Origin of the sequence: Methylobacterium sp. C1 (assembly GCF_001854385.1) — a bacterium.
GTDB classification, from domain to species: Bacteria; Pseudomonadota; Alphaproteobacteria; order Rhizobiales; family Beijerinckiaceae; genus Methylobacterium; species Methylobacterium radiotolerans.
The window spans coordinates 4,474,775-4,497,184 of record NZ_CP017640.1 but is presented as its reverse complement, the minus strand read 5'-3'; the positions used below and the strand labels follow the sequence as shown (position 1 = coordinate 4,497,184).

21 protein-coding genes are annotated in these 22,410 nt (G+C 71.6%); 7 read left to right on the top strand and 14 right to left on the bottom strand.

Annotated features, from left to right (window positions below; genetic code table 11):
* Window positions 1-75: 75 nt before the first annotated feature.
* Window positions 76-375 carry a hypothetical protein gene (locus BKE41_RS20810; RefSeq protein WP_012320880.1) on the top strand — a complete coding sequence of 100 codons (300 nt, stop codon included), beginning with the start codon at window positions 76-78 and terminating at the stop codon, window positions 373-375.
* Between the two features lie 56 nt (window positions 376-431).
* Here the strand turns inward: BKE41_RS20810 and BKE41_RS20805 are convergent, their stop codons facing one another.
* Window positions 432-848 (bottom strand): RT0821/Lpp0805 family surface protein, encoded by a 417-nt coding sequence (locus BKE41_RS20805; RefSeq protein WP_234740797.1) that lies wholly within the window; start codon window positions 846-848, stop codon window positions 432-434.
* 167 nt (window positions 849-1,015) lie between these two features.
* On the opposite strand from BKE41_RS20805, the gene pdxH reads away from it, so the two are divergent.
* Window positions 1,016-1,639 carry a pyridoxamine 5'-phosphate oxidase gene (pdxH, locus tag BKE41_RS20800; RefSeq protein ID WP_012320878.1) on the top strand — a complete coding sequence of 208 codons (624 nt, stop codon included), beginning with the start codon at window positions 1,016-1,018 and terminating at the stop codon, window positions 1,637-1,639.
* A gap of 70 nt (window positions 1,640-1,709) precedes the next feature.
* Here the strand turns inward: pdxH and BKE41_RS20795 are convergent, their stop codons facing one another.
* The 8 genes from BKE41_RS20795 to BKE41_RS20760 form a co-directional block, all read right to left on the bottom strand.
* On the bottom strand, window positions 1,710-2,393 hold the full coding sequence (locus BKE41_RS20795; protein WP_012320877.1) for a 50S ribosomal protein L25/general stress protein Ctc: 684 nt from the start codon (window positions 2,391-2,393) through the stop codon (window positions 1,710-1,712).
* Window positions 2,394-2,563: 170 nt separating this feature from the next.
* A complete protein-coding gene (locus tag BKE41_RS20790; RefSeq protein ID WP_053620829.1) occupies window positions 2,564-3,451 on the bottom strand; it encodes an ABC transporter permease in 888 nt (295 codons plus the stop codon).
* 2 nt (window positions 3,452-3,453) lie between these two features.
* Window positions 3,454-4,389 carry an ABC transporter permease gene (locus BKE41_RS20785; protein ID WP_071000044.1) on the bottom strand — a complete coding sequence of 312 codons (936 nt, stop codon included), beginning with the start codon at window positions 4,387-4,389 and terminating at the stop codon, window positions 3,454-3,456.
* A gap of 82 nt (window positions 4,390-4,471) precedes the next feature.
* A complete protein-coding gene (locus BKE41_RS20780; RefSeq protein ID WP_012320874.1) occupies window positions 4,472-5,734 on the bottom strand; it encodes an extracellular solute-binding protein in 1,263 nt (420 codons plus the stop codon).
* Window positions 5,735-5,751: 17 nt separating this feature from the next.
* Complete coding sequence (locus tag BKE41_RS20775; RefSeq protein WP_029359100.1) at window positions 5,752-6,747, bottom strand: ABC transporter ATP-binding protein; 996 nt, start codon at window positions 6,745-6,747, stop codon at window positions 5,752-5,754.
* A gap of 48 nt (window positions 6,748-6,795) precedes the next feature.
* Window positions 6,796-8,223: a dihydropyrimidinase gene (gene hydA / locus BKE41_RS20770; protein ID WP_012320872.1), complete on the bottom strand. Its 1,428-nt coding sequence runs from the start codon at window positions 8,221-8,223 to the stop codon at window positions 6,796-6,798.
* 164 nt (window positions 8,224-8,387) lie between these two features.
* Entirely contained in the window at window positions 8,388-9,488 is a 1,101-nt protein-coding gene (locus BKE41_RS20765; RefSeq protein ID WP_058607167.1) for a helix-turn-helix domain-containing protein, read from the bottom strand.
* Window positions 9,485-10,045, bottom strand: coding sequence for an isochorismatase family protein (locus tag BKE41_RS20760; RefSeq protein ID WP_071000043.1), 561 nt, complete (start codon window positions 10,043-10,045; stop codon window positions 9,485-9,487). Before BKE41_RS20760 ends, BKE41_RS20765 begins: the two co-directional genes overlap by 4 nt.
* 120 nt (window positions 10,046-10,165) lie before the next feature.
* Between BKE41_RS20760 and BKE41_RS20755 the strand changes: the two genes are divergently transcribed.
* From BKE41_RS20755 to BKE41_RS20745, 3 genes are all read left to right on the top strand, one after another.
* On the top strand, window positions 10,166-10,879 hold the full coding sequence (locus BKE41_RS20755) for an NAD-dependent deacylase (RefSeq protein WP_012320869.1): 714 nt from the start codon (window positions 10,166-10,168) through the stop codon (window positions 10,877-10,879).
* A 296-nt stretch (window positions 10,880-11,175) separates the two neighbouring features.
* Entirely contained in the window at window positions 11,176-11,400 is a 225-nt protein-coding gene (locus BKE41_RS20750; RefSeq protein ID WP_012320868.1) for a hypothetical protein, read from the top strand.
* 312 nt (window positions 11,401-11,712) lie between these two features.
* The gene (locus BKE41_RS20745; RefSeq protein ID WP_012320867.1) at window positions 11,713-12,507 is read left to right on the top strand and encodes a DUF1194 domain-containing protein; all 795 of its coding nucleotides are present in this window, start codon (window positions 11,713-11,715) and stop codon (window positions 12,505-12,507) included.
* 219 nt (window positions 12,508-12,726) lie between these two features.
* Here BKE41_RS20745 and BKE41_RS20740 read toward each other — a convergent pair whose 3' ends face one another.
* The 5 genes from BKE41_RS20740 to ispG form a co-directional block, all read right to left on the bottom strand.
* A complete protein-coding gene (locus tag BKE41_RS20740) occupies window positions 12,727-13,110 on the bottom strand; it encodes a hypothetical protein (RefSeq protein ID WP_029359097.1) in 384 nt (127 codons plus the stop codon).
* 73 nt (window positions 13,111-13,183) lie between these two features.
* Window positions 13,184-15,514 carry a xanthine dehydrogenase family protein molybdopterin-binding subunit gene (locus tag BKE41_RS20735; RefSeq protein ID WP_012320865.1) on the bottom strand — a complete coding sequence of 777 codons (2,331 nt, stop codon included), beginning with the start codon at window positions 15,512-15,514 and terminating at the stop codon, window positions 13,184-13,186.
* Complete coding sequence (locus BKE41_RS20730) at window positions 15,511-15,990, bottom strand: (2Fe-2S)-binding protein (protein WP_012320864.1); 480 nt, start codon at window positions 15,988-15,990, stop codon at window positions 15,511-15,513. The genes BKE41_RS20735 and BKE41_RS20730 overlap by 4 nt, the downstream gene beginning before the upstream one ends.
* Before the next feature lie 540 nt (window positions 15,991-16,530).
* Entirely contained in the window at window positions 16,531-18,549 is a 2,019-nt protein-coding gene (locus BKE41_RS20725; protein ID WP_012320863.1) for a potassium transporter Kup, read from the bottom strand.
* Window positions 18,550-18,906: 357 nt separating this feature from the next.
* Window positions 18,907-20,235, bottom strand: coding sequence for a flavodoxin-dependent (E)-4-hydroxy-3-methylbut-2-enyl-diphosphate synthase (gene ispG, locus BKE41_RS20720; protein WP_024829055.1), 1,329 nt, complete (start codon window positions 20,233-20,235; stop codon window positions 18,907-18,909).
* A gap of 406 nt (window positions 20,236-20,641) precedes the next feature.
* Between ispG and BKE41_RS20715 the strand changes: the two genes are divergently transcribed.
* Window positions 20,642-21,769, top strand: a complete 1,128-nt coding sequence (locus BKE41_RS20715; RefSeq protein WP_024829056.1) for a patatin-like phospholipase family protein — start codon at window positions 20,642-20,644, stop codon at window positions 21,767-21,769.
* Between the two features lie 60 nt (window positions 21,770-21,829).
* Window positions 21,830-22,396: a glutathione peroxidase gene (locus BKE41_RS20710; protein WP_012320860.1), complete on the top strand. Its 567-nt coding sequence runs from the start codon at window positions 21,830-21,832 to the stop codon at window positions 22,394-22,396.
* The last annotated feature ends 14 nt before the right edge of the window (window positions 22,397-22,410 follow it).

Below are 22,410 nucleotides of genomic sequence, written 5' to 3'. Positions count from 1 at the left end.
GTGGCGGCTCGCCGAGGGGAACCCCACCTCCAGCTGGACCGTTCGCCAGACAATGACGTGGTGCGGAGACAGGACATGACGCGCAAGACGCTGACGATGCCCCTCGCGGCGATGCTCCTCGCCGCCATCCCGGGGACGGCCTTTGCCTGGGGCGGTGGCGGCGGTGGCGGCGGCGACAGCGGCAGCGGCCTCTCGCCCTACGCGGCGCTGAGCGGCAACGATCGCTCGGCGGGGGTCAACAACGGCAATTACCGCGACCCGGCCCTCGATCCCTATATCCGCACCTACGACCCGGAGGCCGCGGCCCGCTACGCCGCTCCGCCGGCGGCGCAGCCGCGCCTGCGCGTGCGGCCCTATTACGGGCATCCGTACTGAGGGCGCGGGGGCGCTCCCGCTGCCGCACGGGCAGGGGCCCCCGACGTCGACGGAGTTCAGGAGCGTCCGGTGCCGCTCGCGGCCCGGACGCGCTTGAGCGTCCACGGTCCGCCCGAGAGCTTGCAGCCGGTGCCGCGGACGAAGCGGCTGCGGCTCGGCGCGATCACCGATGCCAGGAAGTTGCGGCAGATCAGCTCATCCGAGACATACGGCAGCCCGGTCGGGTTGACCGACCCGTGAAGCCCGGTCTCCGGGTTGTCCCACTTGACCGGGCGCCCGTTGCCCTGCGGATCCAGGGCGACGCTCAGGGCGGCCCGCGCCCGGCGCCAATCCTCCTCGGCGAGGTCGTCCCCGAAACTCACGGGCCGCTTCTCGATGCTGCCGGTGACGGTCGGCTCCTCGACCACGCGCGCCGCCGCCGGGGGATCGCCCCGGAAGACCAGCAGTGGCTGGCTGCAGCCGCACAGGACCATCGCCAGAGACAGGGCCGAGACGGACGCGCCGATCTGCGACCGCCGGCTTGGCCCTTTACACGCGCATCCCCGCATTACACCTGACTCACGACGGGCTATTCGCTCGACCGAACACGCCGATGTCGGTGCCCCCTCAGGCCCTGGACGCGGCAGGCAGGAGTCTTGGCGTGGATCAGTTAAGGACCGATGACCCGAAGAGCGCGGACTTCACGCTGAGCGAGGACCCCGTCGGGCTGTTCGCCGCCTGGATGAAGGAGGCCGAGGCCTCCGAGCCCGAGGACGCGAACGCGATGGCGCTCGCCACCGCCGGATCGGACGGGCTGCCGGACGTGCGGATGGTCCTGTTGAAGGACTTCGACGCCCGCGGCTTCGTGTTCTACACCAACACCCAGTCCACCAAGGGCGAGGAGCTGGCGCAGAACCCCCAGGCCGCCCTGGTGCTGCACTGGAAGAGCCTGCGCCGGCAGGTGCGGGCCCGTGGGCCGATCACGCCGGTCACGGCCGCGGAGGCCGACGCCTATTTCCAGAGCCGCCGCCGGGAGAGCCGCCTCGGTGCGATCGCCAGCCAGCAATCCCGCCCGCTCGCGGACCGCGCCACGCTGATGTCGGCGGTGGCGGAGCTGTCCGAGCGCTACGGGGACGGGCCGATCCCCCGGCCTGAGCACTGGACCGGGTTCCGGATCGCGCCGGTGAGCGTCGAGTTCTGGCAGAACGGCGACTTCCGCCTGCACGACCGCGTGCGCTTCACCCGGACGGGCGCGGGCTGGAGCCGGGCGCGGCTCTATCCCTGACCGCGGCCGAAACGCAGAGAGCCCCGGCAGGGCCGGGGCTCTCGCGTCGCGTGACAGAGAGCGACGAGGCTCAGGCCTCCTCGCCGTCCTTCTTCTCGTCCTCGGCGGATTCCTCGGCCTTCTCCTCGGCGGCCTCGGCCGACTGCGCCTCGGCGATGGCGGCCTCCTCGGCCTCCACCTCGGCGCCCAGCACGGTCGGCGGCACGATGTTGGCCACCGGGTCGGTCGCCTCGCCGGTGTAGGTGCCGGCCGGGATCTTGATGTCGGAGACGTGGATGACGTCGCCGATCGCGCGGCCGGTCAAGTCGACCTCGATCGCGTCCGGGATCTGGTCGGGGGCGACCTCGAGGCTCAGCGTGTGGGCCACGATGTTGAGGGTGCCGCCGAGCTTCTTGATGCCGGGGGCCGCGTCCTCGTTGACGAAGTGCACCGGCACCTCGACCGTGACGGTCTGGCCCGAGACGACGCGCAGGAAGTCGACGTGCAGCGGCACGCCGGTCACCGGGTCGAGCTGGAAGTCGCGCGGGATCGCGCGGACCTTCTTGCCGCCGGCGTTGATCTCGAACAGCGTGGTCTTGAAGCCGCCGGCGTAGATCAGGGTGCGGGTGCGGATGAGGTCGACCGCGATGGATTGCGGCGGCTGGCCGCCCCCGTAGATGACGGCGGGAATCTGGCCCTGGCGACGAACGGCCCGGGCGGCCCCCTTGCCGACCCGGTCGCGTGCCACGGCCTCAAGCGTCTTCACAGCGCTCATGGCGTGATCCTTTACGATTGCTGGAGCCGGAAAACGAAAAGGCCGCCCCTGGCGGACGGCCACATCCTTCCCGGCGCGCCCCTGCCTCCAAGGGTGTCTCGGGGGCGCGCCGTGCGCTTACACGGGCGGGGGCGGATTGGCAATGCGGCGGCGCGGCCGACCGGCATCGATCACAGGCCGGCCAGCGCCCGCCGCGCCCGGCGCTTCTGCAGCCACAGGGTCAGGCCGAGCGCCGTGCCGATCACCAGGGCCGAGACGGCGGTCGTCACCGTGCCGAGGGCGTAGATCTCGGGCGTCGTCACCGTGGTGGTCAGACCCTGCAGTTCCAGCGGCAGGGTGTTGCGGCCGCCGATCGCCTGGCTGGTGCGGGCGAGCTCGTCGAACGACAGGGTGAAGCCGAACAGGGCGACGCCGACGAGGGCGGGCGCGAGGATCGGCACCACCACGTGGCGGAGCGTCTGCGGGCCGCTGGCGCCGAGGTCGCGGGCGGCCTCCTCGTAGGCCGGGTCGAACCGGTTGAACACCGCGAACATGATCAGCAGGCCGAAGGGCAGCGTCCAGGTGAGATGGGCTCCCAGCGCCGACGTGTAGAGGCCCATCAGCGTGCCGTGATCCTGCAGGAATCCCCAGCCGGTCGCGGCGGCGAGCGCCTTCACGGCGTCGTCGAGGAGCCGGAACTCCAGCCCGATGCCGAGGGAGACCACGATCGAGGGCACGATCAGGCTCGACACCGCCAGGGCGAAGACGAGGCCTGCGCCCCAAAACCCCTTCCGGAAGGCGAGGCCCGCGTAGAAGGCGATCCCGACGGTCAGCGCCATCACCACGAGTCCGAGCGCCAGGGACCGTCGGAACGCCGCCCAGATGTCGACCACGCCGACGCCCGCCCACAGCTTGGCGAACCAGTGGGTCGAGACGCCGTTCATCGGGAAGGTCAGGCCGCCGGAGGGGCCCTGGAAGCTGAGCGCCAGGATCGTCAGGGTCGGCCCGTAGAGGAACAGGACGTAGAGGGCGAAGACCGCCGCCAGCAGGTAGAAGGCGCGGCCGCGGGGCTGATCCATCGCTACAGCTCCCGCCGGAGGTCGATCATCCGGGTGAGCCCCAGGATCATCAGCAGCACGGCGGCGAGCAGCACCACGGCGTTGGCGGCGGCGGCCGGAAACTGCAGGTAGGACATCTGCACCTGGATCACCTTGCCGACGCTGGCGATCTGCTGGCCGCCCATGACGCCGACGGTGACGAAGTCGCCCATCACCAGCGTCGTCACGAAGATCGTCCCGATGGCGATGCCGGGCTTGGCGAGCGGCAGGATCACGTTCCAGAGGATCTGCGCGCCGGACGCGCCGCCGTCGCGCGCCGCCTCGATCAGCCGCCGGTCGATCCGGGCGAGGCTGTTGAAGATCGGCACGATCATGAACACCGTGTCGAGGTGCACGAAGGCCAGGACCACCGCGAAGTCGGAGTAGAGCAGGCCCTCGATCGGCGCGCGGATCAGCCCGAGGCTGCGCAGCGTGTCGTTGACGAGGCCGTTGCGGCCGAGCAGCGGGATCCACGAGATCATGCGGATCACGTTCGAGGTCCAGAACGGGATCGTGCAGAGCAGGAACAGGCCCATCCGCACCGTGCCCGAGCGGACGTGGAAGGCCAGGAAGTACGCGACGGCGAAGCCGAGCGGCAGGGTGATCGCCAGCGTCAGCACTACGAACTTCACCGTCGAGAGATAGGTGCGCACCGTGGTGCAGAGGTCGGCCGACAGGCAGCCGTCGAACACGTCGACGTAGTTCTGAAGGGTGAGCGCCGGGATGATCTCGTACTCGTTGTACTCCCAGAGCGAGACGATCCCGGTGAGCACCAGCGGGACCACGAGGAAGATCAGGAAGACGAGGGCCAGCGGGGCGGCCTGGAGATAGGCGAGGGCGCGGCGGCGGGGGCGCGCCGCGACGGCGGGCGCCGCGGTCCGCTCGGCGGCCGCGGCGGCGGGCAGGGCGAGATCGGTCATCGGATTCGCCCCCCGCGCGCCGATGCATCCCGCCCCCCTCCGCGGGGGAGGGGGCGGGGAGAGGCGGCGGCGCCCACCGCCCTCACGCCGCGATGAACTCGTTCCACTTGCGCACCATGTAGGTGTTCTCGTCCATCACGGCGTTCCAGCAGGCGACCGCGCCCATCCGCGCGTCGAAGGAGCCGCCGTCGCGGGTGGCGCCGGCCTTCTCGATCAGGGTGCCGTCGGGGCCGAGGATGTCCTTCTCGGCGGGCTTCCCCTCCATCCAGAAGGCCCACTCGTAGGGCTGCATGTTCGCCTGGGCGGTCTCCAGCACGGCCGAGTAGTAGCCCTGCCGGTTGAGGTAGGCCCCGGCCCAGCCCGACAGGAACCAGTTGATGAAATCGTAGGCGGCGTCGAGCTTCTTGCCGCTCAGGGTCTTGGGGATGCCGAAGCCCGAGGCCCAGGCCCGGTAGCCCTCCTTCAGCGGCTGGTAGGTGCAGGGCACGCCCTGCGCCCGCACCTTGGTGACGGCGGGCGACCACATCGACTGGATCACCGTCTCGCCCGAGGCCATCAGGTTCACGGATTCGTTGAAGTCCTGCCAGAAGGCCCGGAACTGGCCGGCGCGCTTGGCCTCGATCAGCACCTTGATGGTGCGGTCGATCTCGGGCTTCGTCATGTTGCCCTTGTCGCCGTAGGTGTAGTCGCCAGTGGCCTCCACCACCATGGCGGCGTCCATGATGCCGATCGACGGGATGTTGAGGATCGAGGCCTTGCCCTTGAAGGCCGGGTTCAGGAGCTCCTTCCAGCTCGTGACGGGCACCTTGATCAGGTCCGGCCGGATGCCCAGCGTGTCGGCGTTGTAGACGGTCGGGATCAGCGAGATCCACCCGGTCTGTTCGCCGGCAAATTTTTTGGACTCCTGGCCCTCCAGGTAGAAGACCTTGCGGGGCGCCGTGCCCTGGTCGCCGATCCGCTTTCCCGCCACTTCCCCCTTGGTGAAAATGGAAGAGATCTTGTCGGCGAGCTTGATCCGCCCGGCGTCCATGCCCTGCAGGTTGCCGGAGGGCAGAATCTTCTTGAGGCTGAAATACTCGGTGTCGATCAGGTCGAAGGAGTTCGGCTGGGTGACCGCCCGCTTGGTCACCTCGTCCGTCACCACCGGGATGTACTCGATGGTCAGGCCGAGATCCTCCTTCACCTTCCGGGCGATGTCGGCGGACTGGTTCACCGCGGTCCCGAGGTAGCGCAGGGTCACGGGCTCGGCGGCGTGCACCGCCGGGAAGCCGGTCACCGGCGTCGCGGCGAGCGCGGCCGCCCCCTTCAGGAGCGTGCGGCGGCTCGGCTTCGAGGGCAGGTCCATGGTCGTCTCCCTACGGGTTACGCGTCGAGGCGATGGGCGGCGGCGGCGTCCCAGCCGACCGGGACCGTGTCGCCGAGGTGGAACGGGCGGGCCGCGTAAGCCGCGTCGCTGAGGATGGCGGTGAGGGCGGCGGGGCTCTCGGGGGCGCGCTCCAGCCCCTCGGCGTCGAGGCCGACATGGACGCTGGTGCCCTGGTACTCGACCGCGACCACCCGGGCCGGCAGCGCGGCGGGGCCGGCCTCGGCGCCGAGCCGCATCCGGTCGGCCCGCACGGCGACGAGACCCTCCGACAGCCGGATCACGTTGTGGCCGCCGATGAACCGGGCCACGAAGGCGGTGGCCGGCCGCTCGAACACGGTGCGCGGGTCGGCGGCCTGCTCGATCCGGCCGGCATTCATCACCACCACGAGGTCGGAGAGCGCCATCGCCTCCTCCTGGCTGTGGGTGACGTGGATGAAGGTGAGGCCCAGCTCGGTCTGGATCCGCTTCAGCTCCACCCGCATCCGCACCCGCAGGAACGGGTCGAGGGCCGAGAGTGGCTCGTCGAGCAGCAGCACCTTCGGGCCGGTGACGAGGGCGCGGGCGAGGGCCACGCGCTGCTGCTGGCCGCCCGAGAGCTGGGCCGGCAGGCGCCCGGCGAGGTGGCCCATCTGCACGAGGTCGAGCATCGCCATCGCCTTGGCGCGGCGCTCGGCCTTGCCGATGCCGCGCATCTTCAGGCTGAACGCGACGTTGTCGCGCGCGTCGAGGTGCGGGAACAGGGCGTAGCTCTGGAACATCATGGCGGTGCCGCGCTCGGCCGGGGCCGCGTCGCCCACCGCCTTCGGGCCGATCACCACGTCGCCCGCGCTGGCGCGCTCGTGGCCGCCGATCATCCGCAGCGTCGTGGTCTTGCCGCAGCCGGAAGGGCCGAGCAGGCAGCAATAGGCGCCGGACGGCACCTTCAGGTCGATGCCGTCGACCGCGGTGGCCGCGCCGTAGCGCTTGGTCAGGCCGATCAGCTCGACGTCCATGCGGTTCTCCCCCGGGGGCTGCAGGCAAGCGGCGGGCCAGCGCGTCCTTCAGGCGTCCCGCCGCTCGGCCGGGTCGACGGCCCGGTCGAGCACCCGCCCGCGGCCCGGCTCGGACAGGACCCGGCCGTCCTCGGCGATCACCTGCCCGCCCGCGATCGTCACCACCGGCCAGCCGGTGACGTCGAAGCCTTCCCACGGCGTGTAGTCGGAGCCGTGGTGCAGGTTCGCCTGGCGGATGGTCTCGCGCCGGTTCGGATCCCAAAGCGTGAGGTCGGCGTCGAAGCCCGGAGCGATCGAGCCCTTGCGCGGGTAGAGCCCGTACAGCTTGGCGTGGTTGGTGGCGGTCAGCGCGGCGAACTGGTTGAGGCTGATCCGCCCCTTCGAGACGCCCTCCGAGAAGAACACCGGCAGCCGCGTCTCGATGCCGGGGATGCCGTTCGGGATCCAGCGGAAGGAGGTCTTACCCCGCGGGTTCAGCTTGCCCTGCGGGTCGTCGTAGCGGAACGGGCAATGGTCCGAGGAGACCACGTCGAAGATCCCGCGCCGGATCCCCGACCAGACCGCCTCCTGGCTCTCGACGTCCCGCGTCGGCGGCGAGCAGACGTACTTCGCCCCCGCCATGAGATCCTCCTGGCCGAGTCCCTTCATGTCCTCGGCCGTCAGCGTCAGGTATTGCGGGCAGGTCTCGGCCCGGATCTTCAGGCCCCGCGCCTGCGCCCAGGCGATCTGCTCGGTGGCCTCGCGGCCCGAGACGTGAACGATGACGATCGGCAGGTCGATCAGCTCGGCGTGGCTGATCGCCCGGTGCGCCGCCTCCCGCTCGACGATCTCGGGGCGCGACAGGGCGTGGCCGTAGGGCCTGGTCTCGCCCGCCCGCTCCAGCCGCTCGCTGAGGTAGCGGATCGCGTCGTAGCCCTCGGCGTGGACCATGACCCGGGCGCCCTGCCGCCGCGCGACGTGGAACACGTCGAGGAGCTGGCGGTCGTTCAGGACGAGGTCGTCGTAGGTCATGAAGACCTTGAACGAGGTGTAGCCGTCGGCGACCAGAGCCGGCAGCTCCTGGCCGAGCACCGCCTCGCTCGGGTCCGAGATGATCATGTGGATCGCCACGTCGACGTGGCACTGGCCCTCGGCCCGGGCCCTGTAGGCGTCGACCGCACCGCGCAGGGAGGCGCCCCGGGGCTGGAGCGCGAAGGGCATCACGCAGGTGTTGCCGCCGGCCGCCGCCGCCCGGGTGGCGCTGGCGAAATCGTCGGCCATGACGATGCCGGGGCCGGACTCCTGGGCGATGTGGACGTGGCTGTCGATGCCGCCGGGCAGCACCAGCAGGCCGGAGGCGTCGATCACCCGGGCCGCGTCGGCGATGCCCTCGGCCACCGCGACGATCCGGCCGCCGCGCACGCCGACATCGGCCCGGACCGTGTCGCTCGCCGTGACCACCGTGCCGCCCCGGATGGCAAGGTCGAATTCGGGCATGCCGCTCACTCCTTCCGCGCCAACGGGCGCGCCGGGCCGATGCACGGTCCGCGCCGATTCGGGCGGACGGGGTCGGCGGGGCAGGAGGTCACAGGCGGCCGCGTCGGTCCATCCACCCGCGCCGCGCAGTGACCCAGGGCCGCGCGACGCCGGAGAGCGGGGCGCTACCCTGGATCGCTTCGCTCCGCTCGCGAGGGCGGGTGTTTCGCGGGGTTCCGTGCAGAATCCCGGCCTACGGGCCGCGGGTTGGCCGGCTCGGCCGCCACATCCGCGGATCGAGCGCGCAGGCTCGACGGCGCCGCTGCGTGGAACTGCCGCCAGACGCGGCGCATGTGCCGGGCGGAGCCGAAGCCGGCCCGCTCGGCGATCCGCTCCAGGCCGAGATCGCTCCGCGCGATCAGGTCGCGGGCCAGCGCGACGCGGGACCGGTTGACCGCGTCCGTCACCGTCATGCCCGCGTGGAGCCGGAACAGCCGCGCGAGGTTGCGCGGGCTCGCGCCCACGAACCGGCCGAGCAGCGCCGGCGACCAGTCTCGGGCCGGGTCGGCGGCGATCGCGTCCTGGGCCCGGTGCACCGCCGGGTGCAGGTGGCTGCGCCCCTCGAGCCAGGGCGAGAGCTGGGGGTCGTCGGGCCCGCGCCGCATGTACACGACGAGCGCCCGCGCGACGGCAACCGCCGTCGCCGGGCCCGCCCACTCCGCCACGAGGTGCAGCATCAGGTCGATGCCGGCCGTGACGCCGGCGCTGCTGAACCGGTCGCGGTCCTGCACGAACAGGCGGTTCTCCAGCACCCGGGCCCGGGGCGCCGCCGCCCGCAGCCGGTCGCAGCTGGCGTGGTGGGTGGTGCAGGCGTAGCCGTCGAGGAGCCCGGCCCGCGCCGCCAGTAGCGCGCCCTCGCAGACGGTCGCGACGGTGTGGCCCGGCCGGACGGCGCCGCGCAGCCACGCGACGATCTCGGCCTCCGCGTCGGCGTCGGCGTCGGCCGCCCGCTCCGGCGCGTCGCCGAGCACCCGCGTCGCGGAGCCCGGCAGGAGCACGACCGTCCCGTCGGCCACCGTATCCGGCAGAGGTCCGGCCCCGCCCAGGTCGAGCCCGATCGAGCAGCGGGTGAGCGCCCGCGGCGCCGCGTACGCCACCGCGAAGCCGACCCGGTCCTGGACGGTGCCGGCGATGCGCAGGACCTCCAGCGGGCCGGCGAGGTCGAGCAGCAGCGCGCGCGGCGGCAGGACCACGAGGACCGGGATGTGCCGGGCCGCCCCGCTCACGCGGCGACCGGCAGGTCCGGGCCGGCCAGCGCCTGATCCACCGTGGCGATCCGGGCGAACCGGTCGGCCAGCACCAGCTCGGTCCGGGCCTTGATGTCGTCCGCGCCGAAGCGGCGGCCGTCCGGGTGGGTCATGGCGAAAGTCAGGGTGGCCTCCGTCACGAAATCGATCTGCCAGCCGCTGTCGGAGGCGTGGCGGGCCGTGGTCTCGCAGCATTGCTCGGTCCGGATGCCCGACACGATCAGCCGGCGGATGCCGTGCTGCGTCAGCCAGCCGGACAGGCCGGTCTCGACAAGGGCGCTGTGCCGGCGCTTGTGGAAGATGGCCGTCGGCGTGATCACGACCGGCTCGAGGGTGCGGACGTGGCCGGAGGTGATGGCGAACAGTCCGCTCTCGGCGACGTGCAACACCTGCAGGACCGGGATCCGCCGCGCGGCGGCGCCGTCGATGAGCGCCTGAAGGCGCGCGGTGAAGGGCGGGACATCGGCGTCGTTCCAGAAGGGCCTGTGCCGGAAGGATTCCTGGACATCGATGACCAGCAGCGCAACATCGGACATTTCGTGTCTCCCGCTCGGTGAAGCGAGCCGCAGCATTCACCGAGCGGACGCAGCGGGAAAGAAACCGCACCGCCAACCAGCGGACAGATCCGGCCAATCTCCGGCGCGCAGGAGCAGCCCATGACGGACCATCCCAGGACGATCTTCGTGCTCACCGGGGCCGGCGTCTCGGCCGAGAGCGGGCTCGGCACGTTCCGGGACCGCGGCGGGATCTGGGCGCGGTTCGACCCAATGAAGCTCGCCACCCCGGAGGCCTACGCGGCCGACCCTGACACGGTGCTCGACTTCTACGACCATCGCCGCCGCGGCGTGGTCGCGGCCGAGCCGAACGCCGCGCATCGTGCCCTGGCGCGGGCCGAGACGCGGATCGCCGCGCGGGGCGGGCGGCTGTTCCTGTGCACGCAGAACGTCGACGACCTGCACGAGCGGGCCGGCTCGCGGGCGATCACCCACATGCACGGCGAGTTGCTCAAGGCCCGCTGCTGCGCCTGCACCGCTGTCACGCCGTGGCGGGCCGACCTCAGCCGGGCAGACAGCTGCCCCGCCTGCGGCGCGGCGGGCCGGATGCGGCCGGACGTGGTCTGGTTCGGCGAGATGCCGATGCACCTCGACGCGATCGAGGCGGCGCTGGCCGAGGCCGACCTGTTCGTGGCGGTGGGCACGTCGGGGGCGGTCTACCCGGCCGCGGGCTACGTGCGGCAGGCGCGGGCCCTCGGCATCCCGACCTGCGAGGTCAACCTGGAGCCGTCCGACAATGCCGACGCCTTCGACGATGCCCGCTACGGGCCGGCGAGCGCCGCGCTGCCGCGCTACCTGGCCGAGCTCGGCCTCTGAGGCGGGCGCGGGACCGGCGGCGCGGGTCCCGCGCGGGGATTCGTGACGGGCCGCGGACAGGCCCGACCGCGCGGCGCTCGCCGTCGATCCTGCCAAGCCATTGTCCGAGTAGATCTTTTCGATCCGTGACCGGCCGGCCCGGGGCAGGATCAAAATCTTAAATGACGCGAATCACATCGGCGCGAGCTGTCAAGAACTGGTCGGGCAGTTGCCCACGGGTTACAACAGTCAAGCTCGGGATCGGCGTCGCGGCCTACCCGAGCGTTCGTTGAAGCCACAAGGGGAAGCGACTACCCATGCAGCACTTCACCGTAACCGACCGCGAGCGTGACACCGTCCTGGCGGCGCTGCGCTACTACCAGTTCTACCGGATGCAGGGTCACCCGTTCGACCCCCGTCAGGATCACCTGATCGACACCATCGCCGGCCGGGCCGGCGAGGCGCTGGACCTCGCCGAGATCGACGATCTCTGCGCCGGCCTGAACGGCAACCCGCACGCGCTCGCGGCCGCGGCGGCCTGAGGCACCTTCCGGGGCGGCCGAGGCCGCCCGTCACGACCCCCCGGTCGGCCTAGGGACGGGGCCGGAGGACGGGCAACCTCCGAGATGAGCGGGCCACCGCCGCCGGAGCGAACCTCCCTCACCGGGGCCGGGCTTCGCGCCCAACGACACCGTGCCGACGCGCATCCGGGCCTGCCCCGCGGCGCGTCGGTCCGACGGGCGGGTCCGCGCGGCGGGCCCCCCGAAAGGCCGGTTTCGCGCGACGTCGAAACGTGGCCTAACGGATGCGCGACGGCCGCAGGGCCGCGCCTTCCGGGAGCGCCGAGGCCGATGATGCGGACGGGTTCGCGACGGATCCGCCGCGGCGTGCTGCGGGGCGCCGGCCTCCTGCTCCTCGGGCTCGCGCCCGCCACAGCCGAGCCTGTTCAAGCTGCGCCCGAGAGCGTCGCCACCGCGCTGGTCGTCTCCGTGGACGTGTCGCAATCCGTCGACGACGCGCGCTTCCGGCTGCAGATGGAGGGCATCGCCGAGGCCCTGGAGGATCCGTCGGTCCTCGGCGCGATCACCGGCAATCCGGGCGGGATCCTGTTCGCGATGGTCACCTGGGCGGACCGGGCGAACCTCGCGGTCGGATGGCGGCGGATCGCCGGCCGCGCCGACGCCGCGGCGGCCGCGGCCCTGGTCCGGGCCACCCCGCGGCAGGCGGGCGAGTTCACCTGCCTCGGCCAGATGTTCCGCACGGTGACCGCCGCCGTGCTCCCGGCGCTGCCGGTCCCGGCCGAGCGCGTGGTGGTCGACGTCTCCGGCGACGGGATCGACAACTGCACCGACGCCGACAGCCTCACGGAGGCGCACCGGTCGCTGCTCGACACCGGCGCGACGGTCAACGGCCTGCCGATCCTGGTGCCGGGCGAGAACGACGTGGTCGGGGCCGGCGCCTACCGGGCGCCCGGCTATGGCCTGCTCCCGACCCCGCTGCCGCAGGAGCGGACGAGTCTGGAGCAGTGGTACCGCGCGCACGTCATCGGCGGTCCGGGGGCGTTCCTGCTGGCGGCCGCCGGCTACGGCGACTTCTCGCGGGCGCTGCGGCGGAAGTTCGTGATCGAGATCAGCGCACTGGCTCGGTAGGGGCAGGGCCGGACCGACCCTGTCCAATCCTCCTCCTCGTCCTGACTGAGGTGATTGCGCGGCGAGGCCGCGGAGGAGGGCTCCGGGGACCGCGCGGCCTCTGGACGGCTCCTTCGAGGCCCGCGCTGCGCTCCGGCGCCTCAGGATGACGGTGCGGGTTGGATCAACGGCGATGTCGAGGCGCGGTCACCGAGCCTCCGGCCTGTTCCGCCAAGCTCCTCACGGCGCCTTCTTCATCTGCTGCTCGGCGCGGGTGAGCGCCGCCTCGCAGCCCTTGGCGTCGCCCTTCTGATCCGCCGTGCGCGCCTCTTCCAGGGCGACCTTCGCCTGCTGGGCGGCGTCCGCGCCCTGGCCGGCCTGGGCCGCCTTCTCCGGGGGGGCCTGCGGCGACTCGTTCGCCCGCTGCCCCTCCGTCCCGGTGAGCCCCTCGCCGCCGCGCTTGGCGGCGTTGCCCTGGCCGCTGGTATTGGCCGAGATCGACTGGCTCACCTCGGACTGGACGCGCTTCGACATGCTGTCGATCCGGTCGCCGCAGGGCGAGGCGAGGGCGGGGACCGCCGTCAGGATCAGGGTCAGGCAGGCCGTGAGGGCGGGACGCATCATCGGGTCGGGTGCTTTCCAAAACATGGGGCCGCGGGTTCCCCCACGGCCCCAACGTCTCGCGACGGGTGACGGTTCAGGCGCTCAGCTGATCGCGGATCGGCAATTGCCGGACCCGGCGGCCAGTGGCCGCGAAGATCGCGTTGGCGATGGCCGGCGCCACCGGCGGCACGCCGGGCTCGCCGACGCCGCCGAGCGGCCCGTCGTAGCTGCCGGTCGGCACGAGGTGCACGCGGACCACCTTCGGGGCAGCATCGATCCGGAGGACCTCGTAGCCGTCGAAGTTGTTCTGCACCGCGCGGCCCTGCTTGAAGGTGATCTCGGAGGTGAGGGCGAGCCCCATCCCCATGACCACCGCGCCCTCCATCTGCGAGCGGATGCGCTCCGGGTTCACCTGCGGCCCGCAATCGACCGCGATGTCGATCGCCTTCACCTGGACCTGGCCCTTGTCGTCGACCTCCACCTCGGCCGCCACCGCCGTGTAGGTGACGAAGCTGTAGTGGCCGGCGATGCCCAGGCCGGTGCCCTTGGGCATCTGACGCCCCCAGCCCGCGCCCTTGGCGGCCGCCTCGATCACGCCGCGCAGGCGGCCGGTCTCGATCGGGTAGCGCTTCGGATCCTCGCCGTAGTTCCAGACGTCGCCGATCTCGGTCGGGCTGATCTTCCGGTCGGGACCGATCAGCTCCAGCAGGTACTCCTTCGGCTCGCGGCCGGCGGCGTGCGCCAGCTCCGACACGAAGGACTGGATCGCGAAGGCGTGCGGGATGTTCGACACCGAGCGGAACCAGCCGATGCGGACATGGGCGGCGGCCTCGGGGTTCTCGAGCCGCATGTTCGGGATGTTGAGCGGCGTGTTGACCAGCCCCATCCCGAGCTCGAACGGCAGCTCGTGCTTCGGGTCCGGCGCGAAGATCGAGCCGATCGTCGGCGCCACCGAGCGGTGCAGCCACGCCACCGGCATGCCCTTGTCGTCGAGGCCGGCCTCCAGGTGCTCCACCGAGATCGTGTGGTAGAAGCCGTGGTGGAGGTCGTCCTCGCGGGTCCAGGCGAGCTTCACCGGCGCGCCGCCGACGGCCTGCGAGCAGAGCGCCGCCTCGACCACGTAGTCGGGCTTGGACTTGCGGCCGAAGCCGCCGCCGAGCAGCGTGACGTTCACCTTGACCTTGTCGTCGGGCAGCTTGAGCGCCTTCATCAGGCGGTCGTTGGCCGCCTGCGGACCCTGGACGCAGGCCCAGGCCTCGCAGAACCCGTCCTTCACGCGGGCCACCGCCGCCGGGGGCTCCATCGGCGCCTGGGCGAGGTGGGGCACGAAGTACTCGGCCTGGACCTTGGTCTTGGCCTTGGCCAGGGCGCCGTCGACGTCGCCCTGCGTGCGCACGACCTTGCCGGGCTTGCGGGCCGCGGCCTCCAGCTCCTTGCGGAACGCGTCGGTGTCGTAGCCGGCGTTCGGGCCGTCGTCCCAGGTGATCTTGAGGGCGTCCCGAGCCTTCATGGCCGCCCACGTGTTCTTGGCCACGACCGCCACGCCGCCGAGCGGCATGAACTCGGACGGGATCTCGCCGCCGTCGATCTTGAAGATCTTCACGACGCCCGGGACCTTCTTGGCCTCGCCGTCGTCGAACGACTTCACCTTGCCGCCGTAGACGGCCGGGCGCGCGACGACCGCGTAGAGCATCCCGTCGAGCTTGGTGTCGAGGCCGTAGACGGCCTTGCCGGTGGTGATGTCGAAGTTGTCGATCAGCCCGATCTTGCCGGTGCCGATGTAGCGGAAGTCCTTCGGGTCCTTCAGCTTGACGTCGGTGGGCACCGGCAGCTCGGCGGCGGCCTGGGCGACCGCGCCGTAGCCGAGGGTGCGGCCGGACTTGGCGTGGGTCAGCGTGTGGTTGACGGCCGTGACCTCGGAGGCCGGCACGCCCCACTGCTTGGCCGCCGCCTGGATCAGCATCAGCCGCGCGGCGGCGCCGGCGTGGCGGAAGTGCTGGAAGAAGTGGCGGGTCGAGCGCGAGCCGTCCGTGTCCTGGTTGCCGAAGCGGGTCTCGTCGCCCCAGGCCTGGACCACCTTCACCTTCGACCAGTCGGCCTCCAACTCGTCGGCGACCGTGAAGGCCACCGAGGTGCGGATGCCCTGGCCCATGTCGGAGCGGTGGTTGGTCACCGTGACGGTGCCGTCCGGCGCGATGGCGACGAAGATCTTCGGATCGTCGCGCCAGCCGTGCGGCATGCCGTCGGCGCCGAACTTCTGCTCCTTCTGCTCCTGGGTCTGGGTCTCGTCGGCCCGGGCGGGGCGCAGCGAGAGGGCCAGAACCAGGGCGCCGGCGCCGCCGAGGATGCCGCGGCGGCTGACGTTGTCGAGGGCCGGCCTGGTGCCGGCGGCGCGCTCGGCGCTCAGCTTGGCGTCGTGGATCACAGGCGCTCTCCCTTGCTGGCGGGCGCCGGCTGGCCGGCGGCCTGATGGATCGCGGCGCGGATGCGCGGGTAGGTGCCGCAGCGGCAGATGTTGCCGCTCATCGTGGTGTCGATGTCGTCGTCGGTGGGCTTGGGCGTGTCCTTGAGGAGGGCGGCCGCCTGCATGATCTGGCCGCACTGGCAGAAGCCGCACTGGGCGACGTTCTGGTCGCGCCACGCCACCTGCACGGGGTGGTTGCCGTCCGGCGACAGCCCCTCGATGGTCACGACCTCCTGGCCAGCGGCCGCCGAGACCGGCGTGATGCAGGCGCGGGTCGCCGCGCCGCCGAGATGGATGGTGCAGGCCCCGCAGAGCGAGACGCCGCAGCCGAACTTGGTGCCGGTGAGCCCGAGCTCGTCCCGCAGGTACCACAGCAGCGGCATGTCGGGGTCGCCGTCGAAGCTGCGCGCAGCCCCGTTCACGGTGAGTTTGATCATCGTTGCGTCCTGTCTGGCGGCGCCGGAGCGGCGTTCAGTCGGGTCCGAGCCGGGCCGGGGGCCACGACCGGCTTAGCCGGCTCACGTTCCCCGTTGCGGACAGGCCGCGGGGCGAACGCTCAAGCTCAGAATAATAAATATTCTAAGGCACGCGGCGGGGTGGGCGCAACGCGGGGAGGCGGCCGGTCATCCCGGAGCCTCTGCGCGCGGGACATGCCGCGTGCGGCGGCGCACATGGGCGACCATCTACAAGTAGACGAAAGTCGGCCGATTCAGGCCGACGGCCCTGTCCGCTCGGCGCCCCGGGACCGCGCCCCAGCCGGGGCGCTGCGCGCGATGACGGGCGCCCGCTGCCGATTACCGTCCAGCCGGCAGTACAAACCGCGGCAGTCGTGTCGGCGGCGGCTCCGGAACTGTCCCGCGGCAGCCCCTGTGCCGTCCGCCTGGCACGACGCGCTCGGGCGGACCGGGACAGGGCCACCGCCGTTCGGATCTCGGATGATCAGGACGCTGGTGCCGACGACCGTGGCGGCGCGGCCCTCAGACCGTCACCTGCGTCCCAACCTCCACCACCCGCCCGGTGGGGATCTGGAAGAAGTCCGTGGCGTCGTTGGCGTTCTTGGCCAGCGTGATGAAGATCCGGTCCTGCCAGAGCGGCATGCCGGAATGGGCGGCCGGACGGATCGAGCGGCGCGACAGGAAGAACGACGTCGCCATGATGTCGAACTTGAAGCCCTGGCGGCGCAGCAGCACCAGCGTCTTCGGGATGTTCGGCGTCTCCATGTAGCCGAACTTCATCACGACCCGGTAGAAGTGCGGGCCGACCGGCTCGATCCGCACCTTGTCGGCCTCGTTGGAGCGCGGCGTGTCCACCGTCTCGACGGTGAGGATCACGTTCTTCTCGTGCAGCACCTTGTTGTGCTTGAGGTTGTGCAGGAGCGCCGCCGGGGCGATCTCGGGATCGCTCGTCAGGAACACCGCGGTGCCGCGCACGTGGTGGGGCGGGCTCTTCTCCAGCATCCCGACCAGCTCGACCAGTGGCACGTCGGTCTTGCGGGTCTTGTTGAACAGGATCGTCACCCCGCGCACCCAGGTCCACATCAGGATGATGAGGCCGCCCGCGAGCAGCAGCGGCACGTAGCCGCCCTCCACCACCTTGATCAGGTTGGAGAGCAGGAACAGGAACTCGAGGACGATGAAGGGCAGCATCACGGCGGCGGCTGCCACCGGCGACCACTTCCACATGCGCCACATCACCAGGAAGGTCAGCGAGGCGGTGAGCAGCATCGTGCCGGTCACCGCGATGCCGTAGGCCGAGGCGAGCGACGACGAGGTCTTGAACAGCACCGCCAGCAGCACGACGCCGAACATCAGCAGGGCGTTGATCTGCGGCAGGTAGATCTGGCCGGCATGCGACTCGGAGGTGTGGCGGATCTCCAGCCGCGGCAGCAGGCCGAGCTGGATCGCCTGCCGGGACAGCGAGAAGGCGCCGGTGATCACCGCCTGGCTCGCCACCACGGTGGCGATCGTGGCGAGCACCACCATCGGCAGCAGGCCCCAGGCGGGCACGAGCTGGAAGAACGGATCGGCCGTGTCGGGCTTCTCCAGCACCAGGGCGGCCTGGCCGAGATAGTTGAGGGCCAGCGCCGGGAAGACGAGTCCGATCCACGCCACCTGGATCGGCTTGCGGCCGAAATGGCCGAGATCGGCGAACAGGGCCTCCGCCCCGGTCACCGCCAGGAACACCGCCCCCAGGGCGATCAGCGCGCCGCTGCCGTGGCCGAGCAGGTAGTGCACGGCGTGCCAGGGATTGAGCGCGCGGAACACCTCCGGGTGCAGGCCGATGTGCGGCAGCGCCGCGAGCGCCATCGCGAGGAACCACACGATCGTCACCGGCCCGAAGAAGGCCGCCACCTTCCCGGTCCCGCGGTTCTGCACGAGGAACAGCGCGACGATGATCACCACGGTGATCGGCAGGACGTACTCGTCGAGGGCGGGCGTGACGAGTTTCAGGCCCTCCACCGCCGACAGCACCGAGATCGCCGGGGTGATCACCGCGTCGCCGTAGAACAGCGAGGCGCCGAGGAGCCCCAGCATGAAGACGATGCGCGAGCCGCCGAGCGCCTTCCGGGCCAGCGCCATCAGCGAGAGGATGCCGCCCTCGCCGTTGTTGTCCATGCGCAGCAGGATCGCGACGTACTTGACCGTCACGATCATGAAGAGGGCCCAGAGGATCAGCGAGACGGTGCCGATCACCTCCTCGGGCAGCAGGATGCCGTCGGTCCGGGCCGGGACCAGCGCCTCGCGGAACGCGTAGAGCGGGCTGGTGCCGATATCGCCGTAGACGACGCCGACGGAGCCGACCAGCAGCGTCCAGAAGCCGGCATGGCCGTGCTGGGTCTCGGCCTTCTCGGGGGCGTCCAGGGTGCCGGAGGTGGCCGGTCCGTGGGTCGGCGCCGGAGCGCCGGTCTCGTCGGCGGCCTGGTCGGCCGCGCGCGCGGCGTCGGGGGCTGCGGGCGCGGGCTGGGGGGCTACGCCGGGTGCGAAGGTGTGGCTCATGCGGATGTCGGAAGCTCGGGCGTGGCCGGCGCTTCGCGGTTCGGCTCAGGGGCCAGTCGGGGCCGGGCAGAAAACGCGAAGACTCCGCCGAACCGTGCGGGCCGGCCACCGGGCCGACCGCTCGCGGGATCGTGCGGCCTTGCTATCATGCCCTCGTGCGCCCGGAAACCGTGTGCGCCTGCGAAGATCGCGGAGCTGGGTCTCGGCGCGGCGGGCCGCCCCGTCAAGGTCGACGCGACGCGCCTTTCGGGCACGGCGCGCCCGGGATCCGGACCCGCCCGCGGCGACCCGGAATCGCGGTCCGGGGCGCCGCGTCCTCCGTCGCGGGGGGGCGTGCTCGTCGGCCCGCCCCGCTCCTCACTCGGCGGCGGTGCGGGTGCCGCCCTGCTGGCCGAATCGGCGCTCGATGTAGTCGATGACGATCGTCTCGAAGTCCTTGGCCAGCGTCGGGCCGCGGAGCGTCATCGCCTTCTTGCCGTCGATGAAGACCGGCGCGGTCGGGGTCTCGCCGGTCCCGGGCAGCGAGATGCCGATATCGGCGTGCTTCGACTCGCCCGGGCCGTTCACGATGCAGCCCATCACGGCGACGTTGAGTCCCTCGACGCCCGGATAGGTCTTCTTCCACTCCGGCATCGAGGTGACGATCCAGTTCTGGATGTCGCGGGCCAGCTCCTGGAACGTGGTCGAGGTCGTGCGGCCGCAGCCCGGGCAGGCCGCCACCATCGGCACGAAGGTGCGGAACCCCATGGTCTGCAGGAGTTCCTGGCTGGCCTTGACCTCGACGGTCCGGTCGCCGCCCGGCTCGGGCGTCAACGAGTACCGGATCGTGTCGCCGATGCCCTCTTGGAGCAGCACGCCGATGGCGGCCGAGGCCGCCACGAGGCCCTTCGAGCCCATGCCGGCCTCGGTGAGGCCGAGATGGATCGCGTAGTCCGAGCGGCGCGCCACCTCGCGATAGACGGCGATCAGGTCCTGCACCGCCGAGACCTTGGCCGAGAGGATGATCTTGTTCTGCGGCAGGCCGAGCTCCACGGCGCGGTCGGCCGAGCTGATCGCCGAGCGGACCATCGCCTCGCGCATCACCGCGCGGGCGTCGATCGGCCGCGGCGCCTTGGCGTTCTCGTCCATCAGGTGGGTGAGCAGCTCGCCGTCGAGGGAGCCCCAGTTGGCGCCGATCCGCACGGTCTTGTTGTGCTTGATCGCCTGCTCGATGATCGACGAGAACTGCGTGTCCTTCTTGTCCTTGAATCCGACGTTGCCGGGGTTGATCCGGTACTTGGCCAGCGCCTCGGCGCAGGCCGGGTGGTCGGCGAGCAGCTTGTGGCCGATGTAGTGGAAGTCGCCCACCAGCGGCACGTGGACGCCGATCCGGTCGAGGCGCTCGCGGATCTTCGGCACCGCGGCGGCCGCCTCGTCGCGGTCGACCGTGATCCGCACGAGCTCCGAGCCGACCCGGGCGAGCTGGGCGACCTGCGCCACCGTGGCGTCGATGTCGGCCGTGTCGGTGTTGGTCATCGACTGGACGACGATCGGGGCGCCGCCGCCGACCGTGACCGCGCCGTCGCCCTCGCCGACCGTGACGCCGACGGTGCGGTGGCGCGGGGCGGGGCCGGCGATCTCCGGGCCGCCGCCGGCCAGCGGGTTGTCGGCGGGGATTTCGGAACGGGTGGCTTCCATGACTTCCATCGTGGACTTTCGCGGGCGCGCCTCGCGGGTGCCGGAGCCGTGACGGCTGCCGGGCCGGTCCCGGGGACACGCCTCGCCGGAACTTCGGGGCTGCCGCGGGTTAGCTGCGGACGACCCGGCGCCGCGTCAACCCGGCGCCGCGCGGGGCAGCATCGCGCAGGACAGCATCGCGGCTGTCATGTCGTATCCGGGCGCGGATGTCGAGTTTTCTGCACGTCCGGGCGGCGTCCGACGCGCCGCCGGCCGGTTTTCGTCGGCCGCTGTTGCCGATTCGCTCATGCCGACGCGGGTGCGGACGCGGGTGCCGACGCGCGGCCGGGTCCCCGTCGCGATCCCGGCGCATGGTTGATGCTGCATTGCAGCATACCATCTGTGTTCCATCTATCGTGCGGATCAGGAGGCCGACATGAGCGAGCAATTCGGCGGCGCCGAGCCGCACAATCCCGCCACCGCCGTCCCCGAATCGCCGGTCACGGACGCGATCGACGCCCAGCCGGCGCAGGTGCCGGGCACCGCGCTGACCGGGCCCCGGTCCGAGAAGCCGGTGGCGCTGGCGCTCCAGGGCGGCGGCGCGCACGGGGCTTTCACCTGGGGCGTGCTCGACGCCCTCATCGAGGACGGCCGCCTCGGCTTCGAGGCGGTGACGGGGGCGAGCGCCGGAGCGATGAACGCGGTCGTCCTGGTGGATGGCTGGCTCAAGGGCGGCCCGGACGGCGCCCGCGAGGGGCTGGAGCGGTTCTGGCGCGAGGTCAGCCTCGACGGCGACTTGGGGCCGGCCCAGCGCAATCTCGTGAGCGGCCTGTTCAGCCTGTGGAAGGGCAATCCCGTGGCCGAGTTCTGGGCCAAGATGCTGGCGCCCAGCCCCTACGTGTCGAACCCGCTCAACATCAATCCGCTGCGCAAGGCGCTCGCCGAGCAGGTCGATTTCGACCGCCTGCGCGAGGCCGACACGGCGGGCCTGTTCGTCTCGGCCACCAACGTCTGGACCGGCAAGCTCGCGGTGTTCGAGCGCGAGCGCCTGACCGTCGACCACCTGATGGCCTCGGCCTGCCTGCCCACCGTCTTCCAGGCGGTGGAGATCGACGGCGTGCCCTACTGGGACGGCGGCTATCTCGGCAACCCGCCGCTCTATCCCCTGCATCGCGGCGCCCAGACCCGCGACATCGTGCTCGTCCAGATCAACCCCGTGGAGCGGCGCGAGACCCCGCGCACGGAGGCGGAGATCCGCGACCGGCTCAACGAGATCACCTTCAACGCCAATTTGATGCGGGAATTGCGGGCGATCGACTTCGTCGACGGGCTGATCGAGGAGGGCATCCTCGGCCAGGGACAGTACCGCCGGGTCCTCATTCACCGGATCGACGGCACCGACGCCCTGGAGGACTACAACGCCGCCTCCAAGCTCGACGCGCGCTGGACCGTGTTCAAGCGCCTGCGCGACAAGGGCCGCGCCGCCGCCCAGGCGTGGCTCGCCGAGAACTACGAGCGGATCGGCCGGGACTGTACGGTCGACCTGCAGCAGGCGTATCAGTAGGTCGATCCTTTCCCGATCTGGTTCGTTGACGCGCCGGAACGTCCGCACCGGAGACCTGCCATGACGCTGCTGCGCCGCGAGGCCCTGATCCTGCTCGGTGCCGGTCTCGCCGGCGGCGCCCGCGCCGCCGAGCAGCCGGCCGGAACCGCACGGGCGACGGATTTCGCCTTCGAGACCCCGGAGGGGGCGCCCATGCCGCTCTCCGCCTATGCGGGCAAGCCGGTCCTCGTGGTCAACACCGCGACGGCCTGCGGCTATGCCGGGCAGCTCGCCGGGCTCCAGACACTCTGGACGCGGTTCGGCGATCGCGGGCTCGTCGTGCTGGGCGTGCCGTCGCCGGATTTCGGCAACCAAGAGCCGCTGGACGGGCCGGCCATCGCGGAGGCGGCGCGGAAGAATCACGGCGTCACCTTCCCGCTCACGGCCAAGACCCGGGTGAAGATGCCGGGCGCCCATCCGTTCTACCGCTGGGCCGCGGCCGAGCGCCCCGCCGAGACGCCGCGCTGGAACTTCCACAAGTACCTGATCGCCCGCGACGGCACCCTCGCGGCGGCCTTCGCCACGCAGGTCGAGCCGACCGATCCGCGGGTCATCTCGGGGATCGCCGCCACCCTCGATCAGGCCTGAGCTCTCAGCCGGGC